The following is a 20893-nucleotide window of genomic DNA, read 5'->3' on the forward strand; positions in this document are numbered from 1 at the left end:
GAACCTCACGGTCGCGGGCGATTTCCGAGCGAAGCACTCATTTTCTGGATATTGAGGCGGGGAGCGACGGGGTCAGCCGCGGAGGGTCTGGCTCGGGCTCTCGCCGAAGCGCGTCCGGTAGGCCGAGGAGAAGCGCCCGAGGTGGGAGAAGCCCCACTTCCGGGCCACCTCACCGACGGTCGTCTCCTGCGGGGCGCTCGCAGCCAGCTCACTCCTCGTCCGGCCGAGCCGGATGTCCCGCAGGTAGGCGGTCGGCGACACGCCGAGTTCCCGGCGGCAGTGCAGCTGCAGGGTGCGGGTGTGGAGGCCCGCGGCCCTCGCGGCGTCGGCGGGCGTGATCGGCTCCGCCGCGTGGTGGTGCAGGTATTCGACGGCGAGTCGGGTGCGCGCCATGGAGGGCTCGCGGAGCGTCTCGGGCAGGTCGAACACCACCCACGGGGCGAGTTGCAGGAGGGCGAGCGCGAGGGGTCGCTGCGCGTTCATCCGCAACAGCGGCGGTGCCGCCTCATCCGTGAGCACGGGCGTGGAGGCGTTCAGCGCCGTCCGCCAGCGTTCGATCGCCGCGGACGTCGGCGTCGCCTCGAGGTCGAAGGCGAGCTGCTGACTCTGGCCCGCGTGGATCTCGGTCGCGAGGTCCTCCAGGTAGTCGGGGGCGAAGAGCACGGAGTTCTGCCGGTGCGGGGTGAGATGCACCGTGTACGGCCGATGGAACGGGAGGACGAACGGGGATCGCGGGATCTCCATCCGCTGCCCGTCACGACGCACGATCCAGCCGCCGCCCGTCTGGACCCAGGAGACCACGTAGTTGGTCAGCCCAGGGGTCTCACCCGTGACGTGACCCGTCATCGTCGCGGTGCGGAGCGAGACGCGGTCGTCGCCGATCGACACCCACTGGAACGAGAACGGCTCCGTGCCGCGGGTGACGGTGAAGCGGCTGCCGTCGTAGGCGCGCTCGTAGTTCTGACGTGCGGTCGCGGGGTCGTCGCCGCTGACGGTCACCTTGCGGATCGGAACCGTCGACACCGAGCTGCTCGTGCTGCCGAGCATGGTGCCGGTGATGTCGGATTCGCGCTCCGGGTCTGCTTCTGGTGCGAGGAAGGAGTGCTGCATGGTCGTCCTTGTGCGTGTTGGGGGTCTCTTCGCCGCGGGACGGGCCCCAAGGCCCCGCCGGTGTTCCGCGTCAGTGGAGAGACGGACCGTGAGAAGGGAATCTCACGGTTCACACAGCTGTTCGTCAGACAACGCTGTTCCGGATGCCCTGCAGAACGTGTTCCGGTGAAAAACCAGTAGCCGAGACCTCCCGGTGACAACGCGAATCCGCCCTCCGGCGTGGTGGCCGGAGGGCGGATCGGGTGGTGCAGGCGACTGACCGCTCTCGCTCAGGAGCGGCCGCGGCCAGGGCGACTACGCGGCGTCGAGGTAGCCGTTCGGGTTGAGCACGTACTTCTGCGCGGCTCCCGCGTCGAACTCCGCGTACCCGCGCGGGGCGTCCTCGAGGGTGATCGCGGTGGCGTTCACGTTCTTCGCGATGTGCACCTTGTCGTGGAGGATCGCCATCATCAGGCCGCGGTTGTACTTCATGACCGGGCACTGGCCGGTGGTGAACGACAGCGACTTCGCCCAGCCCGTGCCGAGGCTCAGGGAGAGCGCACCCTTCTTCGCGGCCTCGTCGATGCCGCCCGGGTCGCCGGTCACGTAGAGTCCGGGGATGCCGAGCGCTCCACCGGCCGCCGTGATGTCCATGAGCGAGTTGAGCACGGTGGCCGGGGCTTCATGGCCTGCGTCACCACCGTGCCCGCGAGCCTCGAAGCCGACGGCATCGACCGCACAGTCGACCTCGGGGACGCCCAGGATCTGTTCGATCTGCTCCGCCGGTTCGCCCTTGGTGAGGTCGACGGTCTCGCAGCCGAAGCTGCGTGCCTGGGCCAAGCGGTCGGCGTTCATGTCGCCGACGATGACGGCTGCGGCACCGAGCAGCATCGCACCGGTCGCCGCTGCGAGACCGACGGGGCCGGCCCCAGCCACGTAGACGGTCGATCCGACGCCGACGCCCGCGGTCACCGCGCCGTGGAAGCCGGTCGGGAAGATGTCGGACAGCATGGTGAGGTCCATGATCTTCTCGAGCGCCTGGTCGCGGTCGGGGAACTTCAGGAGGTTCCAGTCCGCGTAGGGCACGAGCACGAACTCGGCCTGGCCGCCGACCCAGCCGCCCATGTCGACGTAGCCGTAGGCACTGCCGGGGCGGTCGGGGTTCACGTTGAGGCAGATGCCGGTCTTGCGTTCCTTGCAGTTGCGACAGCGGCCGCAGGCGATGTTGAACGGCACGGAGACGATGTCGCCGACCTTGATGAACTCCACGTCGGGCCCGACCTCGACCACCTCACCGGTGATCTCGTGGCCGAGGACGAGGTCCGGCGGTGCGGTGGTGCGACCGCGGACCATGTGCTGGTCCGATCCGCAGATGTTCGTCGCGACCGTTCGCAGGATCGCACCGTGCGGGACCTTCCGACCGACGTTGGCCGGGTTCACCCCCGGTCCGTCCTTCAATTCGAAAGTGGGGTAGTCGATGTCGATGACCTCGACGACTCCGGCAGCTTTGTAGGCGACGGCTCTGTTACCTGACACGTGATCCTCCTTGATCGTGGGCGCCCGGTGTGGGCTCCCAGTGTCTGTCCGACCCTATCCCGCTCTCGCCCGCAGCGGCAGGCCCCCCGGTCCCTGAGCTTGTCGAAGGGCGCCACCCCGGTCCCTGAGCTTGTCGAAGGGCGCGACACCGGTCCCTGAGCCTGTCGAAGGGCGCCCGGTCCCCCGGTCCCTGAGCCTGTCGAAGGGCGCCCACCCCTGGATCCCGGCCCCGGTCCCGGTCCCTGAGCTTGTCGAAGGGCGCTCACCTCTCGGTGTCAGCACCCACCTCTACGCTGAGAAGGCGCAACCCCGAGGAGAACACCCAGCATGAAGAAGACTCCTGTGGCGTTGCTCGTCGCCCTGCTAACGGCCGTCGTGGTCCTCGTGGCCACGCAGCTCGGCGGCGGGACGGTGTTCGGCGGTGTCGCGTCCCCGTCGCCCTCTTCCGTGACGCCCACCCCTGCGCCTGTCAGCCCGAGCGCCCGCGCCTCCCTCGAGGCGGCGGGCTTCGCGGTCGTCGACGCGTCCGGGCAGCTGGTGGTCTCGGGTTCGGCGGTCGAGGATGCGCTGGCCGACGTCGAGACCGCTTCCCGGGTGGCGACCGGTTACGACCGGGACCTGTTCGGTCAGCGCTGGGCCGACGTCGACCGCAACGGCTGCGACACCCGCAACGACGTGCTCGCGCGGGACCTCGTCGGGGTCACGTTCAAGCCGGGCACGCGCGACTGCGTCGTCCTCACGGGTGTCCTGCACGACCTGTACACGGGGACGACGATCGACTTCCAGCGTGGTGAGCGGTCGAGCCAGCTGGTCCAGATCGATCACGTCGTGCCGTTGGCGTGGGGCTGGCGGCATGGCGGGAACGCGTGGACGCCGGAGCAGCGGGAGCAGTTCGCGAACGACCCGATCAACCTGCAGGCCGTGGACGGTGCCACGAACTCGTCGAAGTCGGACTCCGGCCCTGGCGACTGGATGCCGCCGGCGGCCGCCTCGCACTGCGAGTACGCGGCCAGGTTCGTGCTCGTGCTGATGGCGTACGACCTCACGCTCGACGACGCCGACCGCCGGGAGCTCACCAGCACGTTGGGCACCTGCGACGCGTAGCCGCACCCGCCCGCGGTGCGAGAGCAGGACAAATGCACGAGAGCCGGACGCTTCTCGCGATTCCGTCCGGTTCTCGTGCAGACATCCTGCTGTCACGCGGCACGAAAAAAGCGGCCCACAGAAGTGGACCGCTTTTCACAACGTGCGCCCGAAGGGATTCGAACCCCCAACCTTCTGATCCGTAGTCAGATGCTCTATCCGTTGAGCTACGGGCGCATTGCTTGCTGAGAGAAGAGAACTTCGGCTCGGCAGGCCGAAGTAGAGCCTACAACACGGAGGCCTCAGACGCCAATCGAGCCTGGGCGGGGGCAGGGAGCTGGGGCGGGTGGCCCTTCGACAGGCTCAGGGACCGGAGTGGATGGGTTCGCGGAACGGATTGCGGACCGGAGCGGCGTGGCCCTTCGACAGGCTCAGGGACCGGGGACAAGCTCAGGGACCGGTCACCGACTCAGGGACCGGTCACCGACTCAGGGACCGGCCATGCTCGACACGAACGACACCGACATGGAACAGTCGATGCGACCACCCGTTGGAGGAGACACGTGCACGCAGCATCAGGACCGACCGTCGACGGCTACACGATCATCGGCCGTCCTCCGGTCCGGTCGAACCTCGTCCTCATCCTGGTTCTGTCCGGCATCCTCGCCGCCGTCCTCGGGTGGATCACCGGGAGCGTCGTCGACAGCATCTTCGACATTGCACCCACGGCACTCGTCACCATTCCGGTCTTCTTCGTCATCACCGCCGGCATCTGCCTGCTCTACCTCGCGAGCGCCTTCCGCCCGGTCGGCGTCGACGCCGTCCGCGGCACCGCCCTGCTCGGCGGCCAGGCGGTACCACTCCGGTCGATCGTGAGCGGCGAACTCCTCACCCGCAATCCCGCCGCGACCACCCCGGTCCTCAGCCTCCGCATCACGACCGACACTGGCGCGCGGGCACGCATCATCATGAACGGCGGATGGCTCCGCAGCCTCCCCACCTCCGACCTCGTCCCACTCGTCGCTCTCATCGCCGGCAGCGGCATCCCCGACGACACCGGCCAGGATCCGCTCGACGTCGGCCGAGAACGCATCTCCCGCTCGCTCGCAGGGAAGGGCTCGAACGTCACGATCGGTCGACGCGGGTTCATCGCCGACTGCATCACGGCGGCGGAGGCTTCGGGCGACGTGAAGCTGCTGGAAGCCGTAGTGCAGGCCGCCGGGCCGCTCGGCCGGAGCACCCGAGAGGAAGCGACGCGGATCGCGCAGGGCCAGACGATCGACGTGGCCCACGACGATGCGGATGCCTCGCCGATGACGCCTAAGGCCCCGAATTCAGACCCGGCCCCGTTCGTCCCGCCCGCTCCGCAATACGGCTCGGTCGTCGAAGACGAGTCCGACCCGATGGAGGCCGAGGACGACACCAGCGACGACGACCGGTTCCGACGACCGGACGACCCCGCCCGACTGGCCACGGAACAGGTCGTCGGCCAGGTGCGCCTCGACAAGCTCGGTGACCGGGGTGGGGCGCTCGGCGACCGGAACGGATCATTCGGCAATCGGGATGCGGAGCGCTTCGATCAGGACGACGAGCGCGAGCTCCCGTCCTGGGTCCCTCCGAAGGACCGGGGCCGGATGCGGTCGTGGCTCGCCGACGATGACGACGTCGTCCACCTGCAGCCCATCCCGGCGACGCTCGGCGCGCGCACCCTCCGGAAGGTCTGCGACCGGATCCTCTTCGGCCTCGCCGGTGTCGCCCTACTCGCGATCTTCGGGGCGGCCATCGCGGAGGGCTTCCTCGACCGTCTGCCGAGCGACGCGAACGCCTTCGTCGCGGTCGCGGAGGTCGGGTCGGCGCTCCTCGCGTTCGTCGCGTGGATCGTCGGCGGCATCGCTCGCGCCCGCGAGATCAGCGTCGCCCAGCGGTTCTCGCTCGAGTGGCTCGACAGCCGCGGACCGGAACAACGCCGTCGAGGCCTGCCACCTGTGCTGCTGCAGCACTTCCTCGGGCCGATCCCCGCGGCGCGCCTGTTCGCGGCGGGAGCCTACGCCGGCACCTGCCTCGGCGGGGTCGGGATCCTCGCCGGCGCGCTGCTGTCCGTCGACCCGGAGGAGCTCGGGGCCACCGGACCGATCATGCTCGGCGTCAGCCTCGGGCTCGCGGCCATCGGGACGGCGCTGTTCATCGTGCGGTGGCGGCGTGTGACGCGGCAGCGGGCGCTCGCGGTCGAGCTCGGCGGCGAGCGCCTGGCGTACCTCGGGAACCTGTAGCGAGCCGGAACGAGCCCTTCGACAAGCTCAGGGACCGGACTGAGGCCGTTGGCCCTACGCGACGACCTTGGTGAGCACCCAGTGGCCGTGGTCGAGGCTGTTGGCGGGCGCGGGCTGGTACTGGAAGGTGCGGGCACCACGCTGGACGGAGACGCCCTGCGCCGTCGCGGCCGCCTCCAGCTGAGCGGCGAACTTCTGCCACCCGTCGAGGCCCTGCGGGAACCCGAAGTGCTCCTCGAGCGAGGTGACGAGCACCTCGGATCCGGATCCCACCGGCCACACCTCGATGACGGCGTCCTCCTTCGAGATCTGGTTCAGCCCCCAGACCCCAGGACGCAGCGACTTCAAGCGGCTCTTCGGCAGACCCTCGACGAGCGCGACGGCACTCGCGGCGTCGGTACCGAGGACGACGGACCGGCCGAACTCCTGCAGCGTCGCGGGGATCCTGGCCTGCTTGTTCTCGCCGGCCTCCCGGATCTTCCGACGCCCGAGCCCCTTCAACACCCCCAACCCGACGATCGCGAGCAGGACGAGAATGGCGATGATCGCGAGTGTGTTGCTGTCCACAGGAGCCCCCCAAAGGCTGTCGGTTGCGGGCTGTTCCACCCACGACGAGGATGGCGCAGACCGGCCAGCGACTCAATGGGTAGGGGTCCCCACCCGTGCACGACCGCGCTCGGGCCGAACCGCTCAGGCCGGCCGCACGACGTCCCGCCACATCGCGGCCGGCGCCACGCCCGGGATGCCCGTGATCGACCCGATGCTCCGGAATCCGCTCCGCCGATACAAGGCGCGGTTGCGCTCGTTCGACGACTCCAGATACGTGGGGAGCGCGGCGGCGTCGATGGCACGCAGCCGCGATTCGAGCAGCGCACCCCCGACACCGGCTCCGCGAGCGCCGTCGCCCACGCCGATCTGTGCGAGGTACCAGTGCGGTTCGGCCGGGCGGTGCTGTGCGAGCGTCCGCTGCAGGCGCAGGGCTCGGGGCAGTCCGCCCAGCCCCAGCGCACGGACGAACATCGGCAACTGCCGCGCCTGGTCGAGGACGGAGTGACGGGAGTCCGGCGTCTCCCAGACGGCGACACCGAGCACGACGCCGTCGGTGTCACGGCGGGCCAGATCGACGCGGCTACTCGACGCCGCACTCGAGCGCAGCATCGCCTGGAACAGGAGGGCGAGCCGTCGCCCGCGGTCGGAACCGGAGACGAGCGTGGACGTGACCGTGTCCTGTCGGAAGGCGGTCGCGAGGACGGCCGCGGCCTCCTCCAGGTCGGCGGGTGAGGCGGGGGCGATGGTGAACATGGGACTCCGTTCGGGTGGGAGGGCTGTGGAGCGACGAGCGGTGCGGGTCAGTGGGCCTGCGATCCGAGTTCGATGACGAGCACGCCGACGGCGATGAGGCCGATGCCGACGATCATGCGCGGGGTGAGCTTCTCCTTGAACAGCACGCGCGCACCGATCGCGGTGAGCGCGACACCGCAGGCGGCCCAGATGCCGTACGCGATGCCGACGGGCATCCCGTTCGCGAGGGCGATCGTCAGGAGCCCGAAGGCCGTGAGGTAGGACAGGACGACTGGCGCGATCCAGCGCTTCTTCCGCAAGCCCTCGGAGGCGCGGAGGGAGAGCGTCGCGGTGACCTCGGTGACGATGGCACCGGCCAGGAGCAACCAGATCATGCGCCGACCTCCTCGGTCGATGCGGCGGGTTTCGCGGCTTCAGGCCCGTGGCCCGTCTCCACGAGCACCACCCCGGCGATCACGATCGCGATGCCGATCCCGATCGGGAGGGTGAACTGCTCACCGAACACGACGGAGGCGAGCACCGCGGTGAGCGCGACGCCGGCGGCCGCCCAGATGCCGTAGACGACCCCGATCGGCACCCCCATGCGGAGCAGTAGGGACAGCGCGATGAAGGAACCGGAGTAGCCGATCACCGCGAGGATCACCCACCGCGGGTCGTCGATCGCGCCACGCAGCGAGAGCGTCGCCATGACCTCCAGCAGGATGGCGCCGGAGAGGATGAGCCATTTTTTCATCGGGAACCACCTCCCGCGAGCGCGAGCAGCCGGGAGACGAGGTCGGCACGCTGTTCACGTCCGATCTCGAGGATGCCGGTCGCTTCGGCGAGCCACAGTCCGTTGGCCGAGAGCCAGACGAGCAGGAGCGTGGTGGCGTCGGTGTCCTCGCCGAAGCCGAACCAGGTGCGGAGGTATTCGAGCCAGGGTGCCGCGAGTTCCGGCCGACGGACGGCTTCGGCGAACACGACGAACTCCCCCTGCGTCGCGCCGCCCTCTCCGGCGAAGGTGACGAACGCCCGCACCCGCTCCTCGAGGGTGGACTCCTCGAGCGGCGTTCCGAGCTCCTCGACGAGTTCCCGCTGCCAGCGGCCGACGACGTGCTCGATGACCGCGATCATCATCGCGTCGCGTGAGGGGAAGTGGTACCGCAGGCCGGCCTTCGTCAGGCCGACCTCCTGGGCGACCGCCTCGTAGGTGATGTTCGCCTCGCCTGAGGCGTCGACGACGCGGACGGCCGCGTCGAGGATCTCGTTCCGTGCACTGGGTCTCATGCAAGTTACTTTAGCGCACGTAAGGTAAAGTAATGCTGAGAAGCAGCCGAGTGCCGCGACGGCTCGGGCGCACCATGTGACGCTCTGTTTCGGGGCCCTCGCGAGCTTCGGAGCCCGCGAGTACCGTCGTGCTGGACGGCGCCGTGACCGGCCGCCGGACCCAGCCTCGACGAGACGACCCGGTGGTATCCCTGTGAGCAAGCGCATCATCCTCAACGCGTTCGACATGAGCTGCGTGACCCATCAGGCCCCGGGCCTGTGGAAGCACCCGGCCAACGACGCCCACCGCTACAACGACATCGACTACTGGATCGACCTCGCCAAACTGCTCGAGCGCGGCACCTTCGACGCCCTGTTCATCGCCGACGTCGTCGGGATCTACGACGTCTACCGGCACTCCTCCGCGCCCGCACTCATCGACTCCGCGCAGCTCCCCGTCGGCGACCCGGTCATCCAGGTGTCCGCCATGGCCAAGGCGACCGAGCACCTCGGTTTCGGCGTCACGGTCGCGTCCACCTACGAACTGCCCTATGCGCTCGCCCGCCGGTTCTCGACGCTCGACCACTTCACGAAGGGGCGCATCGGCTGGAACGTCGTCACCTCCTACCTCGACTCGGCGGCCCGCAACCTCGGGCTGACCCAGCAGATCGGGCACGACGACCGCTACGGCATCGGCGAGGAGTTCCTCGACGTCACCTACAAGCTGTGGGAGGGGTCGTGGGAGGACGGCGCCGTCGTCATCGACCGCGAGAACGGTGTCTACACCGACCCGACGAAGGTCCACCCGATCGACCACCGGGGCGAGCACTTCCAGGTGCCCGGCATCCACCTCTCCGAGCCGTCGCCGCAGCGCACGCCCGTCATCTTCCAGGCCGGCGCCTCCGCCCGCGGCCGCCAGTTCGCCGCGACCCACGGCGAAGCCGTCTTCATCAACGGGCTCGTCCCCGAGCTGACGCGCAAGACGACCGACGACATCCGCGACCGCGCCGAAGCCCTCGGTCGGCCCCGCGACAGCGTCAAGATCCTCACCCTCGCCACCGCGATCGTCGCCGAGACCGACGAGGAGGCGCAGGCGAAATACGAGGAGTACCAGCAGTACGTCTCCCTCGACGGCGCACTTACGCTCTACGGCGGCTGGTCCGGCCTCGACCTCTCCTCCTTCGACCCGGACAAGCCGCTCAAGTACGTCGACACCGACGCCGCCCGGTCCGCGCTCGCGATCTTCACACTCGCCGACCCGGACCGCGAGTGGACCCCGCGTGACATCGCCCACTACATCGGCATCGGCGGCATCGGCCCGGTGTTCGTCGGCAGCGCGGCGACGGTCGCCGACGAGATCGAGCGCTGGATCGACGTGGCCGGAACCGACGGGTTCAACCTCGCCTACGTCATCACGCCGGGCACGTTCGAGGCCGTCGTCGATCTCCTCGTGCCCGAACTCCGTCGCCGCGGCCGGGTGTGGGACGAGTACCCGGAGGGCACCCTCCGTGGGCGCCTCAACGGCACCGGCTCACCGGTCGTGCCCGAGTGGCACCCGGCCCACCGGTACCGCGGTGCGTACGTCGGGCAGCCGTCCGCCGCTGACGACACCGCACCTTCCCTCTTCGACACCGACAACGCCGACGCCGCAGACGACAACGCCTACGCCACCGAAGGAGCCTCAGCATGAGCATCGACACGATCAGCACTTCGACAGGCTCAGTGACCGGGGATCACGGCACCGAGCCGCCCACCGGCTCGGCCCCTGAGGGGCGCACGTACTGGTCGGGCAACGCCGACGAGGCCGAGCTCGCGCACTGGGACGCCGTCGCCACCGAGGTCGCCACCCGGCTCGCCGTCGACGTCCTCGAGCGCGACCGCGCCAACCTCGACCCCACGAACGAACTCGACCTCCTCCGCGACGCCGGGCTCGTCAACCTCCTCGATCCGGCCGAGTTCGGTGGCGGCGGCGGGCACTGGGAGAGCGCCTTCCGGGTCATCCGCATCCTCTCCCGGGTGGACGCCTCGATCGGCCAGCTGCTCGCGTACCACTACATCAACGCGGGCAACATCGGCTTCACCGCGGACCCGGCCACGCAGGCCGAGTGGCACCGGAAGACCGTCGCGGGTCGCTGGATCTGGGGCGACTCGGTCAACCCGACCGATCCCGACCTCTCGCTCACGCAGGACGGCGACGCCTTCCGCCTCAACGGCCTCAAGCGCTTCTCCACGGGCGCCTCGGCGGGCGACGTCATCCTCGTCAACGCCGTGGTCCGCGGCGGCGACCACGACGGCACGATCTTCCAGTTCGTCCTCGACCACGACCGCGACGGCATCGCCTACCTCGGCGACTGGGACGCGCTCGGCCAGCGTCTGTCGGCGTCCGGCTCGGTGCGCTTCGAGGACGTCCTCGTCGAGCAGGCCGACATCCTCGGCACCGTCGGCGACGAACCGTTCTCCTCGCTCGTGACGCCCGGCATCCAGCTCGCCTTCGGCAACCTCTACCTCGGCATCGCGGAGGGGGCGCTGGCGCAGGGCACCGAGCTCGTCCGCGCCCGCAAGAACGCCTGGTTCCTCAGCCACGCCGAGACCTACCGCGACGACCCGTTCGTGCAGCGCGTCGTCGGCGAGTTCGTCTCCTCGATCGCGGCCGTCGAAGCACTCGCAGACCGCACCAACGCCCGGTTCGACCGCATCATCGCTCGCGGTGCCGAGGTGACGGCGGCCGACCGTGGCGCGATCGCCATCGAGATCGCGAAGCTGAAGGTCGTGTCGACCGAGCTCGGCATCGAGGTCTCGAACCGCATTTTCGAGGTGACCGGCTCCAGCTCGGCGAAGGCGTCCGTCGGCCTCGACCTGTTCTGGCGCAACGTGCGCACGCACTCCCTCCACGACCCGGTCGACTACAAGAAGCTCGAGGTCGGGGCCAACCACCTGAACGGCGAGCTGCAGCCCATCTCGCTGTACACCTAGGTCGCCCACCCCTGCCCTGCCCTTCGACAGGCTCAGGGACCGGGTCGGTGGTCCACCCGTCGACAGGCTCAGGGACCGCGTCCATCGTCCGCCCTTCGACAGGCTCAGGGACCGCGGTCCCTGAGCACCACACCCGGTCCCTGAGCTTGTCGAAGGGCCACCAGCCACCAACGGAACGGAACCAGATGTCCTCCGCACCCACCACTTCCACCGCCCGCCCGGTCGGCTTCGCGGCCGCCCGCGAGCGCCTCCTGCCGTTGTTCGCGGAGATCCAGGCGGGTGCCGTCGAGCGCGAGCTCGAGCACCGGCTCCCGCGAGAGGAGGTGCGGCAGCTCGCCGCCGCCGGCTTCGGCGCACTTCGCGTCCCCACCGAGTTCGGCGGCTCGGGCCTCACCTTCCCCGAGTTCACCGAGCTGCTCATCGAACTCGCCGCCGCCGACTCGAACCTGCCGCAGATCTTCCGCGGTCACATCGCCCTCGTCGAGGACCAGCTGGTCGCCGCGCCGAGCGACCGGCGCAGGGCCTGGCTCGAACGTTTCGTCGCCGGTGAGATCGTCGGGAACGCTTGGAGCGAGGTCGGTTCCGGCGCGCTGGGCGTGTCCGGCACGGTCGTCACCGAGCGCGACGGCGGCTACGTCGTGAACGGCCGCAAGTTCTACACGACGGGCAGCATCTACGCCGACTGGACGGACGCGACCGCGCGTCTCGTCGTCGAGGGGCAGGCAGACACCGAGGTCACCGTGCTCGTGCGCACCGACCAGCCGGGCGTCTCGATCGCCGACGACTGGGACGGCTTCGGCCAGCAGCTCACCGGAACCGGCACGATCGTGTTCGAGGACGCCGTCGTCGACGCCGACCAGGTGCACGCGTTCAGCGACCGCTTCCGGTACCAGACGGCGCTGTACCAGCACGTGCTCATCGCGGTGCACGCGGGTATCGCGGCCGCAGTGGAGCGGGAGGCGGGCGAGCAGATCCGGGCCCGCACTCGCGTCTACAGCCACGGGCTCGCGCCGCTCGTGAAGGACGACGGCCAGATCCAGGCCGTCGTCGGCGAGATCTCGTCGATCGCGTTCGTCGCGAAGCAGACGGTCCTCGGGGTCGCCGCGGCCATCGAGCGCGCATCGATCACCGCCGCCGAGCGCGACTCCGCGGACGACCTGCACGCGAACATCGAGGCCGAGATCCGTTCGGCGCAGGCGCAGGTGGTGCTGTCGGAGCTCGTCCCCCGCTCGGCGACGCTGCTCTTCAACACGCTGGGTGCCTCCGCGGTCAGCCGCACGAACGCCCTCGACCGGCACTGGCGGAACGCGCGCACGGTCGCCTCCCACAACCCCGTGATCTACAAGACGCGGATCGTCGGCGACTGGTCGATCAACGGCACCCCGCCGCCCTTCGTCTGGGCGGTCGGCACCGCGAAGGCGGACGCGCCCGCCGCACCCTGACCCGCGGTCACCCGGCCTCCGGAGCCCAAGCCACCCGGTCCCTGAGCCCAGACCACCCGGTCCCTGAACCCAACCCTCCCGGTCCCTGAGCCTGTCGAAGGGCCCACCTGGCGGACCGCCGCCCTGCCTCCAAACCCAAGCCACCCGGTCCCTGAGCCTGTCGAAGGACCCCTCCGGCCTCAGCGCCCGGCGAACGCCCCGCGATACGCGCGCAGCGGGTGGGTCTCGGGCAGCGTCGGCTCGGCGCCGAACAGCTTCTCCCGGAGCGTCCCCGGGGCGTACTCGCGCTGCGCGAGCCCACGCTCCTGCAGCACCGGCATGACCTCGTCGACGAAGACCTCGTAGCTCGACGGGATCATCCAGTTGGCGACGTTGATGCCGTCGATCCCCGCGGCCCGCCATTCCGCGAGGTGGTCGGCGATCTGCTCGGGCGTCCCCACGACGCGTCCGCGGAGCTTCGCCGTGAGCTTCGCGAGGTCGCGCACCGTCGGTTCGCGATCGGGTGACAGGGCCTTGAGCGCTTCGAGCATGCTGTGGCCGCCCTGCGTCTCGACGTCCTTCAGCGGCGTCTCGGGGTCGATCGGCTTCCCCGTCGCCTGGTCCGTTCCGAGGTTGGAGTGGGCGAGGAACGCGTCGGCCGAGAGGTACTCTTCGTACTCGGCTTCGATGCGCTTCGCCTCCTCCTCGGTGCTCCCGACGATGAACGACATCGCCTGCCAGAACTTCACGTCGCGCGGGTCGCGGCCGGTCGACGCGACGAGGGCGCGCGTGGACTCCGCCGACGCCCGGGCGGCCTCGATGCTCGGCGCCATCATGAACTGCACCTCGGCCACCTTCGCGGCGAACGCCTTGCCGGCACCCGACGAGCCCGCCTGGAACAGCAACGGCGAGCGCTGCGGCGACGGCGACGACAGGTGCGGACCTTCGACGCGGTACCGTTCGCCGACGTGGTCGATGCGGTGCACCTTCGTCGGGTCCGCGAAGACGCCGCTGGCCTTGTCGGCGAGGAGCGCGCCGTCGTCCCAGGACCCCTCCCACAGCTTGCCGACGACCTCGACGTACTCCTCCGCCCACGCGTACCGCTCGTCGTGGTCGACGAGGCGGTCGAGGCCGTAGTTGCGTGCCGCGTTCTCGAGGAAACTCGTGACGATGTTCCAGCCGACGCGACCGCCGGACGCGTGGTCGATCGTCGAGATCTTCCGCGCGAAGGTGAACGGGTGCTCCTGCAGGATCGACGAGGTGAAGGCGAGTCCGAGGTGCTCGGTGCTGATCGCGAGCGCCGACAGCAGCATCGACGGATCGTTGCTCGGCAGCTGCATGCCCTCGCGGGCGTTCACGTCGAACGACGCACCGGCCCCGCCGTAGACGCCGACGACGTCGGCGAAGAAGATCGTGTCGAAACGTCCGCGCTCGAGCGTCTTCGCGAGGTCGACCCAGAGCTGCACGTCATCGAAGGTGTGCTGCCGGGCGTCCGGATGCCGCCACAGACCGTGCTGCATGTGCGACCCCGTGTCCATCACGAAGGCGCCGAACTGGAGACGGGTGGGCTGCTCGGAGGTCATCCCCTCACGCTACCGGCAGGCCGTCAGCCGAAGGTGCCCTCGAGGTACACGTCGCCGTCAGGGCCGATCGTGTGGATCTGGTACTCGGCGGGATACCCGGAGGGGCTCGTCCCGGCGAGGGCCGGGTCCCGGAGGATCGCGTCGATCGCGGCTGCGGCCTCGGGGGTCACGTGGTTCACGTAGAGCTTCGGCTGTGCGGTGAGTTCGAACTCCGCGTTCGGGTTCGCGACGACGACCCCGACGATCGCGTCGACCATCGCCGGGCTCAGGTCGAGCGGGTCGTAGACCATCGAGAACCGCTCCGGGACCGAGACGTAGGCTCCGTCGGGGGCGATCTCGGCCAAGGTGGCGACGACGCCCGGCAACGCGGCGATCGAGGGGACGGTGATCGCCGGCCGATCGCCCGTGATGACCATCTGGATCCCGAGCGCCTCCGCCCGCAGCACCCGATCCACCTGGGTGGGCAGGGTGTCTGCCGGGAACTCGGAGGGGACGAGCTGCAACCGCCAGGGCGCCGCTTGCGGGTCGTCGACGGCCTGATCGGTGCCGCTCGACTCGCGGGCCAGGACGACCATGACGATGGCGGGCTGGACCTCGGCGGCCTGTGCTGCGGCGGCCTGCTCCTCCGAGACCTGACGCGCGGCCAGGGCGGCGGCGAGCACCTCGTCGGCACCGGCGCCGGCGGCCATGAGGACCGTGGCCCCCGCGCCGACGACGTCGACGGACGCCACGCCGTCGAGGGGTTCGAGGGCCTGCGTGAACGCCGCAGCCTCCCCGCCGACGGGTGGCCCTGTCACCGGCTGGAGCGGGGGCGGGCGGAGGAACCCGAGTGATCCGGCGATGACCGCGATCGCGAGGACAGCACCGAGGACGAGCAGGAACCGACGCCGCCTCCCGCGGTCGGCGAGCTTCGCGAGGCCGACGATCGCCGCGACGACGAGCAGGATCGGCAGCCCGTAGACCACCGCCAACCACACGACGGTCCCGAAGGAGGTCCAACCCACGAGCCAACCGGGCGAATTGCTCCCGTCGATCCTGACCGCTGCGATGACGCAGATCGCGAGGCCGACGACGGCCACCGGGACGAGTCCGAAGAACGCACCGAATCCGCGGGACCTGGCCCAGCGTCCGCCGAGCTCGGTCGCCGGTTGCACGAGCAGGAGCACGACCGCGAGGGCGAACCACAGGGAGGTGCCGATGGTGCCGAGGACGCTGTACCACTCGCCCGCCGGTGAGAAGGAGACGGCGTCGGACCACGTCGCAGGGTTGCCACCTCCCGTGATCCGGTACCCGTCGCGGTAGTCCATCTGCCGGTCGAGGATCCCCCACGCGGCGATGACACCGACGACCACGGAGACCACGACGGTCGTCGCTGCGGCGAGCACGGCGCTGCGTCGCAGGTAAGCGCTCATGCGCGAGAGCCCCACGGTGAGGCTTCCGGCCCCTGCTCGACCGGCCGGCGTCGGACTGCCGGACGACGCCGCGTCAGGCTCGGGATCGGCGATCCGCGTCCCGGATCCGTCGTCGCTCACAGCTCCCCGTCCTCGAACCGCAGCGCACGGCTCCCCCGGTCGTCAGTCTGGCACGCCGTCACCCGGCGGAGCGAGGTCGTCTTCGCCGTCGGCGGGCGTCGAGCGGGCGTCGGGCACGCTTGAGGGCGACCTGCCGGTACGAGGTGTCGATGAGTTCGGCGACGGGCGTCGCGCGACAGCGGTCATCGGATGCGGTGACCGGGGTGCGCCGCGTCGTACGCCGCGCGTGACGCCGTGATCGCCGGCCGCTGCTCGAGCGACCAGTCGGCGAGCGTCTTGACGAGGTGGGAGAGGGCTGCGCCAGAAGAGGTGAGCGCGTAGGACACCTGCGCCGGCACCGTCGGGAACACGGTCCGCTCGACGAGGCCGTCCCGTTCGAGTCGACGAAGGGTCAGCGTCAGCATCCGCTGGGAGATCCCGTCGATCGCGCGCTGCAGCTCACGGAACCGCCGCTCGCCCGACGCGAGTTCCACGACGACGAGCACCGACCAGGTGTCGCCGATGCGGTCGAGGACGTCGCGGATGCCGCAGTCCGGGTGCCCCTCCTTGCCGCAGGGTTCGAGGTCGGCGGTTACCGCGGTGTGCGTGAGTGACATGCAAGTGCCTTCTTGTGGGTGTCGGGCCGGGATCGCAGACTCGTCCCAGTCATCATCCTGAACACCGAAACGCCCTGAAATGATCCTCGTCACCGGAACCACCGGCCAACTCGGCAGCGCCATCCTCGACGCACTCACCGCTCGGGGCGCCGCACCCCTGGCGAGCAACCGCAGCGGGCGAGCCGATGCCCGACGGATCGACTTCGACGACCCCGGCAGCGTCTCCTTCCTGGGTATCGACACGCTCGTGCTCGTCTCGGCCGGCGAGGCCGAAGACGACGTCGTGATCGCCCGCCACGAGACGGCGATCGCCGCGGCCGAACGCGACGGGGTCCGGCACCTCGTCTACACGAGCCTCACCACGGCCGGCGACCACCTCGCGTTCGCGCTCGCGCACCGGTGGACGGAGCGGCGGTTGGAACGCAGCCGGCTCTCCTGGACGGTCCTCCGGAACGGCCTGTATGCGGAGCTCTTCGGTTCGTTGCTGGAGTGGTCCGGCGGATCACTCCGCTCGGCGTTCGGTGACGGGGCGCTCGCCGCCGTCACCCGAGCCGACCTCGCCGAGGCCGCTGCCGTCGTCGCAATGACGCCCGGCGACCACGTCGGACGCCGGTACGACCTCGTCGGCGACCCCATCACCGCCGGTCAGGTGGCCGATCACCTGGGCGTCGGATTCCACTCGACCTCGCTCGCCGAACGCCGGGAGGCGCTCAAGCACGTTCCGCTCAAACCGTTCCAACCGCCGATGCTGCTGTCGATCTTCAGTGCGGTCCGCCATGGGTTCCTCGCGGGAACGGGCGACGATCTCCGTGACCTCCTCGGTCGCGAACCGGCCGACACCGTGCCGGTGGCAGCGGCCTCCGTCGCGGTGCCCACGCCGTGACCACCGATCCCCGGGAGGCCAACGCGGGGATGCGCCTCAGACGAGCGCGGGCTTCCGAAACGGGACCACGCGACGCCAGGTCGCCATCCGCCAGAGCCATTCGATCGGACCGTACTGGAACCGGCGCAGCCAGAGGCGGCTGATCACGGACTGGATCGCGATGAGGACGAGCGCGCCGAGGCTGACGAGCGCGAGGTCGTCGAACTCGCGGAAGGGCACGATCAGTGCGACGAGGGCGAGGACGACGGAGGCACCGAGGTAGTTGCTGAGCGCCATCCGCCCGAGCGGTTCGAAGACGAGGGCGAGTGCGCGACGGACCGGCGTCTGCCAGAGCAGGGCGAACCCGGTCACGTACACGACCGCGAGGACACCGCCCGCGATGCCGCCGGCGTTCGTGAAGCGGGGGTCGCCCGGCTGGGTCGTCTGCCACCACAGCGCGGGGACGGCGAGCGCCACTGCGGCGGCGAACGCGATCCACACCGGGCGCCCGCCCGCGTCGAGCAGTTTGGGCAGCCCGTAGGCGGCCGCGCCGGCACCGGCGAGGAGGAGACCGGGAAGCGAGGCGAGCCCGCCACCGGTGAGGGCGTAGGCGGCGACCGTGAGGGTGATACCGGCACCGAGGGTCACCCAGCGGGGCGCCCACAGGACGATCGGGAGCATGAGCAGACCGCAGATCGCGTACTCGCGGAGGATCTCGCCCGGGTAGACGTAGGCGTGCGCGAACCCGATCGCGAACAGCGCGAGGTAGCGGAGCAGCATCGGGAGGAGGGGGTGCACACCGCGTCTGCGCGCACCCTGGATCACGAACATGGCGCTCATGCCGAAGAGGAATGCGAAGATCGGGACGAACCGGGTCTGCACGGCGAACTCGAGGACGAGGTCCATGGTGGTCGTGTGCCGCTGGTCGAAGGGGATGTCCTGACCGAGTCGGGTGATGTCGGGGACGTTGACGAACAGGATGCCCGCGAGCGCGAAGCCGCGGAGTGCGTCGACGAGCTGCCACCGACGAGCAGGCGAGACCGTCGCAGTCGCGGATGGACTGGGCATGGTGGGGCTACCAGGAGCAGTATGAGGCATATCAGTAGTACAGCAGGTCGCCCGGGAAGGCGCATGCGACCGGAGGATGATTTCAGTCCATCCGGAGGGACGGACGTCAGGCAGCTGGCGACTTGGGGCAGTGCAGCTGCGTGCGCGGGCCGGTGGTGCGGTCGACGATGTGCTCGGACATGGCGTGCCCGCAGATCGGGCACCCGGATTGCGCCGACGGCGGCAGGGGCTCCTCGTTGTACGGGCCGAGCGGCGGTGGCCCGAGAACCTTCCACATCCGCCCGTTCACCCAGCCGTACAGGCCGCCCGCCTCTCGGACGGACTCCCGGAAGGATCGCTTCTCACTCATATTGGTAAGTGTACTAATCATTTGGGTACGATGGGACCGTGACCGCCATCGAATCCACCGCCACGACGACCGACGACCTCCTCCAACTCGAGAACCAGGTCTGCTTCGCCCTCGCCGTCGCGTCACGAAGCGTCATCTCGCTCTACCGTCCGATCCTCGAGCCCCTCGGGCTCACCCACCCGCAATACCTGGTGATGCTCGCGCTGTGGCAGCACAGCCCGCGGTCGGTCAAAGACCTCGGCGGCGCACTGCAGCTCGAGCCGGCCACGCTGTCGCCGCTCCTCAAGCGACTCGAGGCGGCCGGGCTCGTCCGTCGCGACCGCAGTCGACTGGACGAGCGCGTCCTCGACGTCTCCCTCACGACCGCCGGCCGCGAGCTCCGCGTACAGGCGGAGGCCATCCCGCACCGGGTGATGCAGGAACTGCGGATGGACGCCGACCATCTGACCCAGCTCCGCGAGATGCTCCACGCGGTCATCGGTGCGGCGACCACGGCCCCGGCCGTCACGGGGACCACCGTCGAACCGAATTGATCGGCCGGTGTCAGGCCGAGGGGGTCGACGCAGCTTCCGCAGCGGCCTTGGGGTTCCGGATGCCGACGAACGAGACCAGGCCGCCCACGAACATGAAGACGGCCGTGGCCAGCACCACCCGCGAGAATCCACCGACGCCGAGCGCACCACCGGCGATGATGCCGACGAGCGCGATCGTCACCAGTCCGGCCACCCGCGACACCGCGTTGTTCACGGCCGAGCCGATGCCGGCATGGGCCGGGTCGATCGACCCGAGGATGCCCGAGGTGAGCGGCGCGACCGTGATCGCGAGCCCCAGGCCGACGAGGAGGATGCCGGGGAACAGCTGCAGCCAGTAGTCGAGCTCCTGCTGGGCCCCCATCATGAGGAGGAACCCGACGCCCGCGACGATCGGCCCGAGGGTCATGAACAGGCGCGGTCCATGCGTGCCGGCAAGCTTGCCGAACCACGAGGACAGCGCGAGCATGACGAGCGTCGGCGGCAGCGTCGCGATCCCCGCGAGGGTCGCACTGAAGCCGGCCGTCTGCTGGATGAACACGGCGATCGCGAAGAACCCGAGCGACAACGCACCGTAGATGAAGACCGTCGCGATGTTGCCGAAACCGAAGTTGCGCACGCGGAACAACGACAGCGGCAGCATCGGATCGGGGTGCCGGCGCTCCCACCACAGGAAGGCGATGAACGAGAGGACACCGACGATGAGCGGCACGAGGAGCATGGGGCTGTCCCAGCTGTAGCGCTCCTGCTCGATGAGGGCGAACACCGGACCACCGAGCCCGACCGCCCCGAGCACGGCGCCGACGACGTCGATGCGCGGACGCCGCTCGGGCTCCGGCACCCGGTCGGCGCGCATCATGAGGAACAGCGTGACGAGGATCGGGATGATGTTGATCGCGAAGATGAGCCGCCACGACAGGGTGTCGACGAGCACCCCGCCGAGCAGCGGACCGGTGATGCCGGCGGCCCCCGTCCACGCCGTCCAGGTGCCGATCGCCTTGCCCTGCGCGACGCCGCTGAAGGTGGAGATGATGATGGCGAGCGAGCTCGGCACGAGCAGGGCCGCCGCACCACCCTGGAGGAGGCGGGCGATGATGAGCACCTCGGCGGACGGCGCGAGCGCGCAGAGGATCGACGTCACGCCGAAGCCGATGAGCCCGATGCGGAGGATGCGGATGCGCCCGAACGCGTCCGAGAGGGACCCCGCGAGGAGGATCAGCGAGCCGAGGGTGATGAGGTATGCGTCGACGACCCACTGCTGCACGATGAGTCCGCCGCCGAGCTCCTTCGTCATCGCGGGCAGCGCGACGTTCACGACCGAGCCGTCGAGGAACGCGACGAACGAGGAGAGGATCGCGATCGTGAGCACGAGGCGCTGCTGGCGGGTCATGGCCTCAGCGTAGACCCGGGTTCCGACGCTCCAGGCGCCGGGGCGAGGAAGCTCGACAGGCGTC

At 69.9% G+C, this 20893-nt stretch carries 20 protein-coding genes and 1 tRNA gene; 7 read left to right on the forward strand and 14 right to left on the reverse strand.

Translation table 11 applies throughout. From position 1 onward, the window contains the following. Positions 1 to 72 precede the first annotated feature (72 nt). Together ITJ57_RS17325 and fdhA are read right to left on the reverse strand one after the other, a co-directional pair. Entirely contained in the window at positions 73 to 1110 is a 1038-nt protein-coding gene (locus ITJ57_RS17325; protein ID WP_194671241.1) for a helix-turn-helix transcriptional regulator, read from the reverse strand. Between the two features lie 294 nt (positions 1111 to 1404). Continuing rightward, positions 1405 to 2625, reverse strand: coding sequence for a formaldehyde dehydrogenase, glutathione-independent (gene fdhA / locus ITJ57_RS17330; protein WP_194671242.1), 1221 nt, complete (start codon positions 2623 to 2625; stop codon positions 1405 to 1407). Between the two features lie 327 nt (positions 2626 to 2952). On the opposite strand from fdhA, the gene ITJ57_RS17335 reads away from it, so the two are divergent. Then, positions 2953 to 3729 carry an HNH endonuclease family protein gene (locus ITJ57_RS17335; protein WP_194671243.1) on the forward strand — a complete coding sequence of 259 codons (777 nt, stop codon included), beginning with the start codon at positions 2953 to 2955 and terminating at the stop codon, positions 3727 to 3729. 143 nt (positions 3730 to 3872) lie between these two features. Here ITJ57_RS17335 and ITJ57_RS17340 read toward each other — a convergent pair. Beyond that, positions 3873 to 3945: transfer RNA gene (locus tag ITJ57_RS17340), tRNA-Arg, on the reverse strand. Between the two features lie 326 nt (positions 3946 to 4271). On the opposite strand from ITJ57_RS17340, the gene ITJ57_RS17345 reads away from it, so the two are divergent. Then, positions 4272 to 5978, forward strand: a complete 1707-nt coding sequence (locus ITJ57_RS17345; RefSeq protein ID WP_194671244.1) for a hypothetical protein — start codon at positions 4272 to 4274, stop codon at positions 5976 to 5978. Between the two features lie 54 nt (positions 5979 to 6032). Here ITJ57_RS17345 and ITJ57_RS17350 read toward each other — a convergent pair whose 3' ends face one another. The 5 genes from ITJ57_RS17350 to ITJ57_RS17370 all read right to left on the reverse strand — a co-directional run bounded on the left by ITJ57_RS17350 (position 6033) and on the right by ITJ57_RS17370 (position 8546). Continuing rightward, positions 6033 to 6545: a hypothetical protein gene (locus tag ITJ57_RS17350; RefSeq protein WP_194671245.1), complete on the reverse strand. Its 513-nt coding sequence runs from the start codon at positions 6543 to 6545 to the stop codon at positions 6033 to 6035. A gap of 123 nt (positions 6546 to 6668) precedes the next feature. Then, on the reverse strand, positions 6669 to 7280 hold the full coding sequence (locus ITJ57_RS17355; protein ID WP_194671246.1) for a GNAT family N-acetyltransferase: 612 nt from the start codon (positions 7278 to 7280) through the stop codon (positions 6669 to 6671). Positions 7281 to 7327: 47 nt separating this feature from the next. After that, the gene (locus tag ITJ57_RS17360; protein ID WP_194671247.1) at positions 7328 to 7654 is read right to left on the reverse strand and encodes a multidrug efflux SMR transporter; all 327 of its coding nucleotides are present in this window, start codon (positions 7652 to 7654) and stop codon (positions 7328 to 7330) included. Next, positions 7651 to 8013: a multidrug efflux SMR transporter gene (locus ITJ57_RS17365; protein ID WP_194671248.1), complete on the reverse strand. Its 363-nt coding sequence runs from the start codon at positions 8011 to 8013 to the stop codon at positions 7651 to 7653. The genes ITJ57_RS17360 and ITJ57_RS17365 overlap by 4 nt, the downstream gene beginning before the upstream one ends. Further along, complete coding sequence (locus ITJ57_RS17370; RefSeq protein WP_194671249.1) at positions 8010 to 8546, reverse strand: TetR/AcrR family transcriptional regulator; 537 nt, start codon at positions 8544 to 8546, stop codon at positions 8010 to 8012. Before ITJ57_RS17370 ends, ITJ57_RS17365 begins: the two co-directional genes overlap by 4 nt. A 193-nt stretch (positions 8547 to 8739) precedes the next feature. Between ITJ57_RS17370 and ITJ57_RS17375 the strand changes: the two genes are divergently transcribed. The 3 genes from ITJ57_RS17375 (at position 8740) to ITJ57_RS17385 (ending at position 12940) form a co-directional block, all read left to right on the forward strand. Then, on the forward strand, positions 8740 to 10215 hold the full coding sequence (locus tag ITJ57_RS17375; protein WP_194671250.1) for an LLM class flavin-dependent oxidoreductase: 1476 nt from the start codon (positions 8740 to 8742) through the stop codon (positions 10213 to 10215). After that, positions 10212 to 11498: an acyl-CoA dehydrogenase family protein gene (locus ITJ57_RS17380; RefSeq protein ID WP_194671251.1), complete on the forward strand. Its 1287-nt coding sequence runs from the start codon at positions 10212 to 10214 to the stop codon at positions 11496 to 11498. Before ITJ57_RS17375 ends, ITJ57_RS17380 begins: the two co-directional genes overlap by 4 nt. A gap of 185 nt (positions 11499 to 11683) precedes the next feature. Next, positions 11684 to 12940, forward strand: coding sequence for an acyl-CoA dehydrogenase family protein (locus ITJ57_RS17385; RefSeq protein ID WP_194671252.1), 1257 nt, complete (start codon positions 11684 to 11686; stop codon positions 12938 to 12940). Between the two features lie 179 nt (positions 12941 to 13119). On the opposite strand, the gene ITJ57_RS17390 is transcribed toward ITJ57_RS17385, so the two are convergent. The 3 genes from ITJ57_RS17390 to ITJ57_RS17400 form a co-directional block, all read right to left on the reverse strand. After that, a complete protein-coding gene (locus ITJ57_RS17390) occupies positions 13120 to 14502 on the reverse strand; it encodes an LLM class flavin-dependent oxidoreductase (RefSeq protein ID WP_194671253.1) in 1383 nt (460 codons plus the stop codon). Between the two features lie 23 nt (positions 14503 to 14525). Beyond that, positions 14526 to 16034 carry a hypothetical protein gene (locus tag ITJ57_RS17395; protein ID WP_194671254.1) on the reverse strand — a complete coding sequence of 503 codons (1509 nt, stop codon included), beginning with the start codon at positions 16032 to 16034 and terminating at the stop codon, positions 14526 to 14528. Positions 16035 to 16216: 182 nt separating this feature from the next. Then, positions 16217 to 16630 (reverse strand): helix-turn-helix domain-containing protein, encoded by a 414-nt coding sequence (locus ITJ57_RS17400; RefSeq protein ID WP_194671255.1) that lies wholly within the window; start codon positions 16628 to 16630, stop codon positions 16217 to 16219. 79 nt (positions 16631 to 16709) lie between these two features. On the opposite strand from ITJ57_RS17400, the gene ITJ57_RS17405 reads away from it, so the two are divergent. After that, positions 16710 to 17513, forward strand: a complete 804-nt coding sequence (locus tag ITJ57_RS17405) for an NAD(P)H-binding protein (protein WP_194671256.1) — start codon at positions 16710 to 16712, stop codon at positions 17511 to 17513. Positions 17514 to 17549: 36 nt separating this feature from the next. On the opposite strand, the gene ITJ57_RS17410 is transcribed toward ITJ57_RS17405, so the two are convergent. Both ITJ57_RS17410 and ITJ57_RS17415 read right to left on the reverse strand, forming a co-directional pair. Then, positions 17550 to 18560, reverse strand: a complete 1011-nt coding sequence (locus tag ITJ57_RS17410) for a DUF418 domain-containing protein (protein WP_194671257.1) — start codon at positions 18558 to 18560, stop codon at positions 17550 to 17552. Positions 18561 to 18666: 106 nt separating this feature from the next. Continuing rightward, positions 18667 to 18909 carry a hypothetical protein gene (locus tag ITJ57_RS17415; protein ID WP_194671258.1) on the reverse strand — a complete coding sequence of 81 codons (243 nt, stop codon included), beginning with the start codon at positions 18907 to 18909 and terminating at the stop codon, positions 18667 to 18669. Positions 18910 to 18956: 47 nt separating this feature from the next. On the opposite strand from ITJ57_RS17415, the gene ITJ57_RS17420 reads away from it, so the two are divergent. Then, a complete protein-coding gene (locus ITJ57_RS17420; protein WP_194671524.1) occupies positions 18957 to 19442 on the forward strand; it encodes a MarR family transcriptional regulator in 486 nt (161 codons plus the stop codon). Positions 19443 to 19452: 10 nt separating this feature from the next. Here the strand turns inward: ITJ57_RS17420 and ITJ57_RS17425 are convergent, their stop codons facing one another. Then, complete coding sequence (locus ITJ57_RS17425; RefSeq protein ID WP_194671259.1) at positions 19453 to 20829, reverse strand: MFS transporter; 1377 nt, start codon at positions 20827 to 20829, stop codon at positions 19453 to 19455. Positions 20830 to 20893: the final 64 nt, after the last annotated feature.

Source organism: Plantibacter sp. VKM Ac-2880, from assembly GCF_015351235.1.
Lineage (GTDB): Bacteria > Actinomycetota > Actinomycetes > Actinomycetales > Microbacteriaceae > Plantibacter.

Bases quoted from the DNA above. Each gene is read 5' to 3' on its own strand.
- ITJ57_RS17415 (WP_194671258.1), bottom strand. From the start codon at position 18,909: ATGAGTGAGAAGCGATCCTTCCGGGAGTCCGTCCGAGAGGCGGGCGGC.
- ITJ57_RS17335 (WP_194671243.1), top strand. From the start codon at position 2,953: ATGAAGAAGACTCCTGTGGCGTTGCTCGTCGCCCTGCTAACGGCCGTC.
- ITJ57_RS17405 (WP_194671256.1), top strand. From the start codon at position 16,710: ATGATCCTCGTCACCGGAACCACCGGCCAACTCGGCAGCGCCATCCTC.
- ITJ57_RS17400 (WP_194671255.1), bottom strand. From the start codon at position 16,630: ATGTCACTCACGCACACCGCGGTAACCGCCGACCTCGAACCCTGCGGC.
- ITJ57_RS17360 (WP_194671247.1), bottom strand. From the start codon at position 7,654: ATGATCTGGTTGCTCCTGGCCGGTGCCATCGTCACCGAGGTCACCGCG.
- ITJ57_RS17370 (WP_194671249.1), bottom strand. From the start codon at position 8,546: ATGAGACCCAGTGCACGGAACGAGATCCTCGACGCGGCCGTCCGCGTC.
- ITJ57_RS17380 (WP_194671251.1), top strand. From the start codon at position 10,212: ATGAGCATCGACACGATCAGCACTTCGACAGGCTCAGTGACCGGGGAT.
- ITJ57_RS17425 (WP_194671259.1), bottom strand. From the start codon at position 20,829: ATGACCCGCCAGCAGCGCCTCGTGCTCACGATCGCGATCCTCTCCTCG.
- ITJ57_RS17365 (WP_194671248.1), bottom strand. From the start codon at position 8,013: ATGAAAAAATGGCTCATCCTCTCCGGCGCCATCCTGCTGGAGGTCATG.
- ITJ57_RS17390 (WP_194671253.1), bottom strand. From the start codon at position 14,502: ATGACCTCCGAGCAGCCCACCCGTCTCCAGTTCGGCGCCTTCGTGATG.
- ITJ57_RS17410 (WP_194671257.1), bottom strand. From the start codon at position 18,560: ATGCCCAGTCCATCCGCGACTGCGACGGTCTCGCCTGCTCGTCGGTGG.
- ITJ57_RS17325 (WP_194671241.1), bottom strand. From the start codon at position 1,110: ATGCAGCACTCCTTCCTCGCACCAGAAGCAGACCCGGAGCGCGAATCC.
- ITJ57_RS17355 (WP_194671246.1), bottom strand. From the start codon at position 7,280: ATGTTCACCATCGCCCCCGCCTCACCCGCCGACCTGGAGGAGGCCGCG.
- ITJ57_RS17385 (WP_194671252.1), top strand. From the start codon at position 11,684: ATGTCCTCCGCACCCACCACTTCCACCGCCCGCCCGGTCGGCTTCGCG.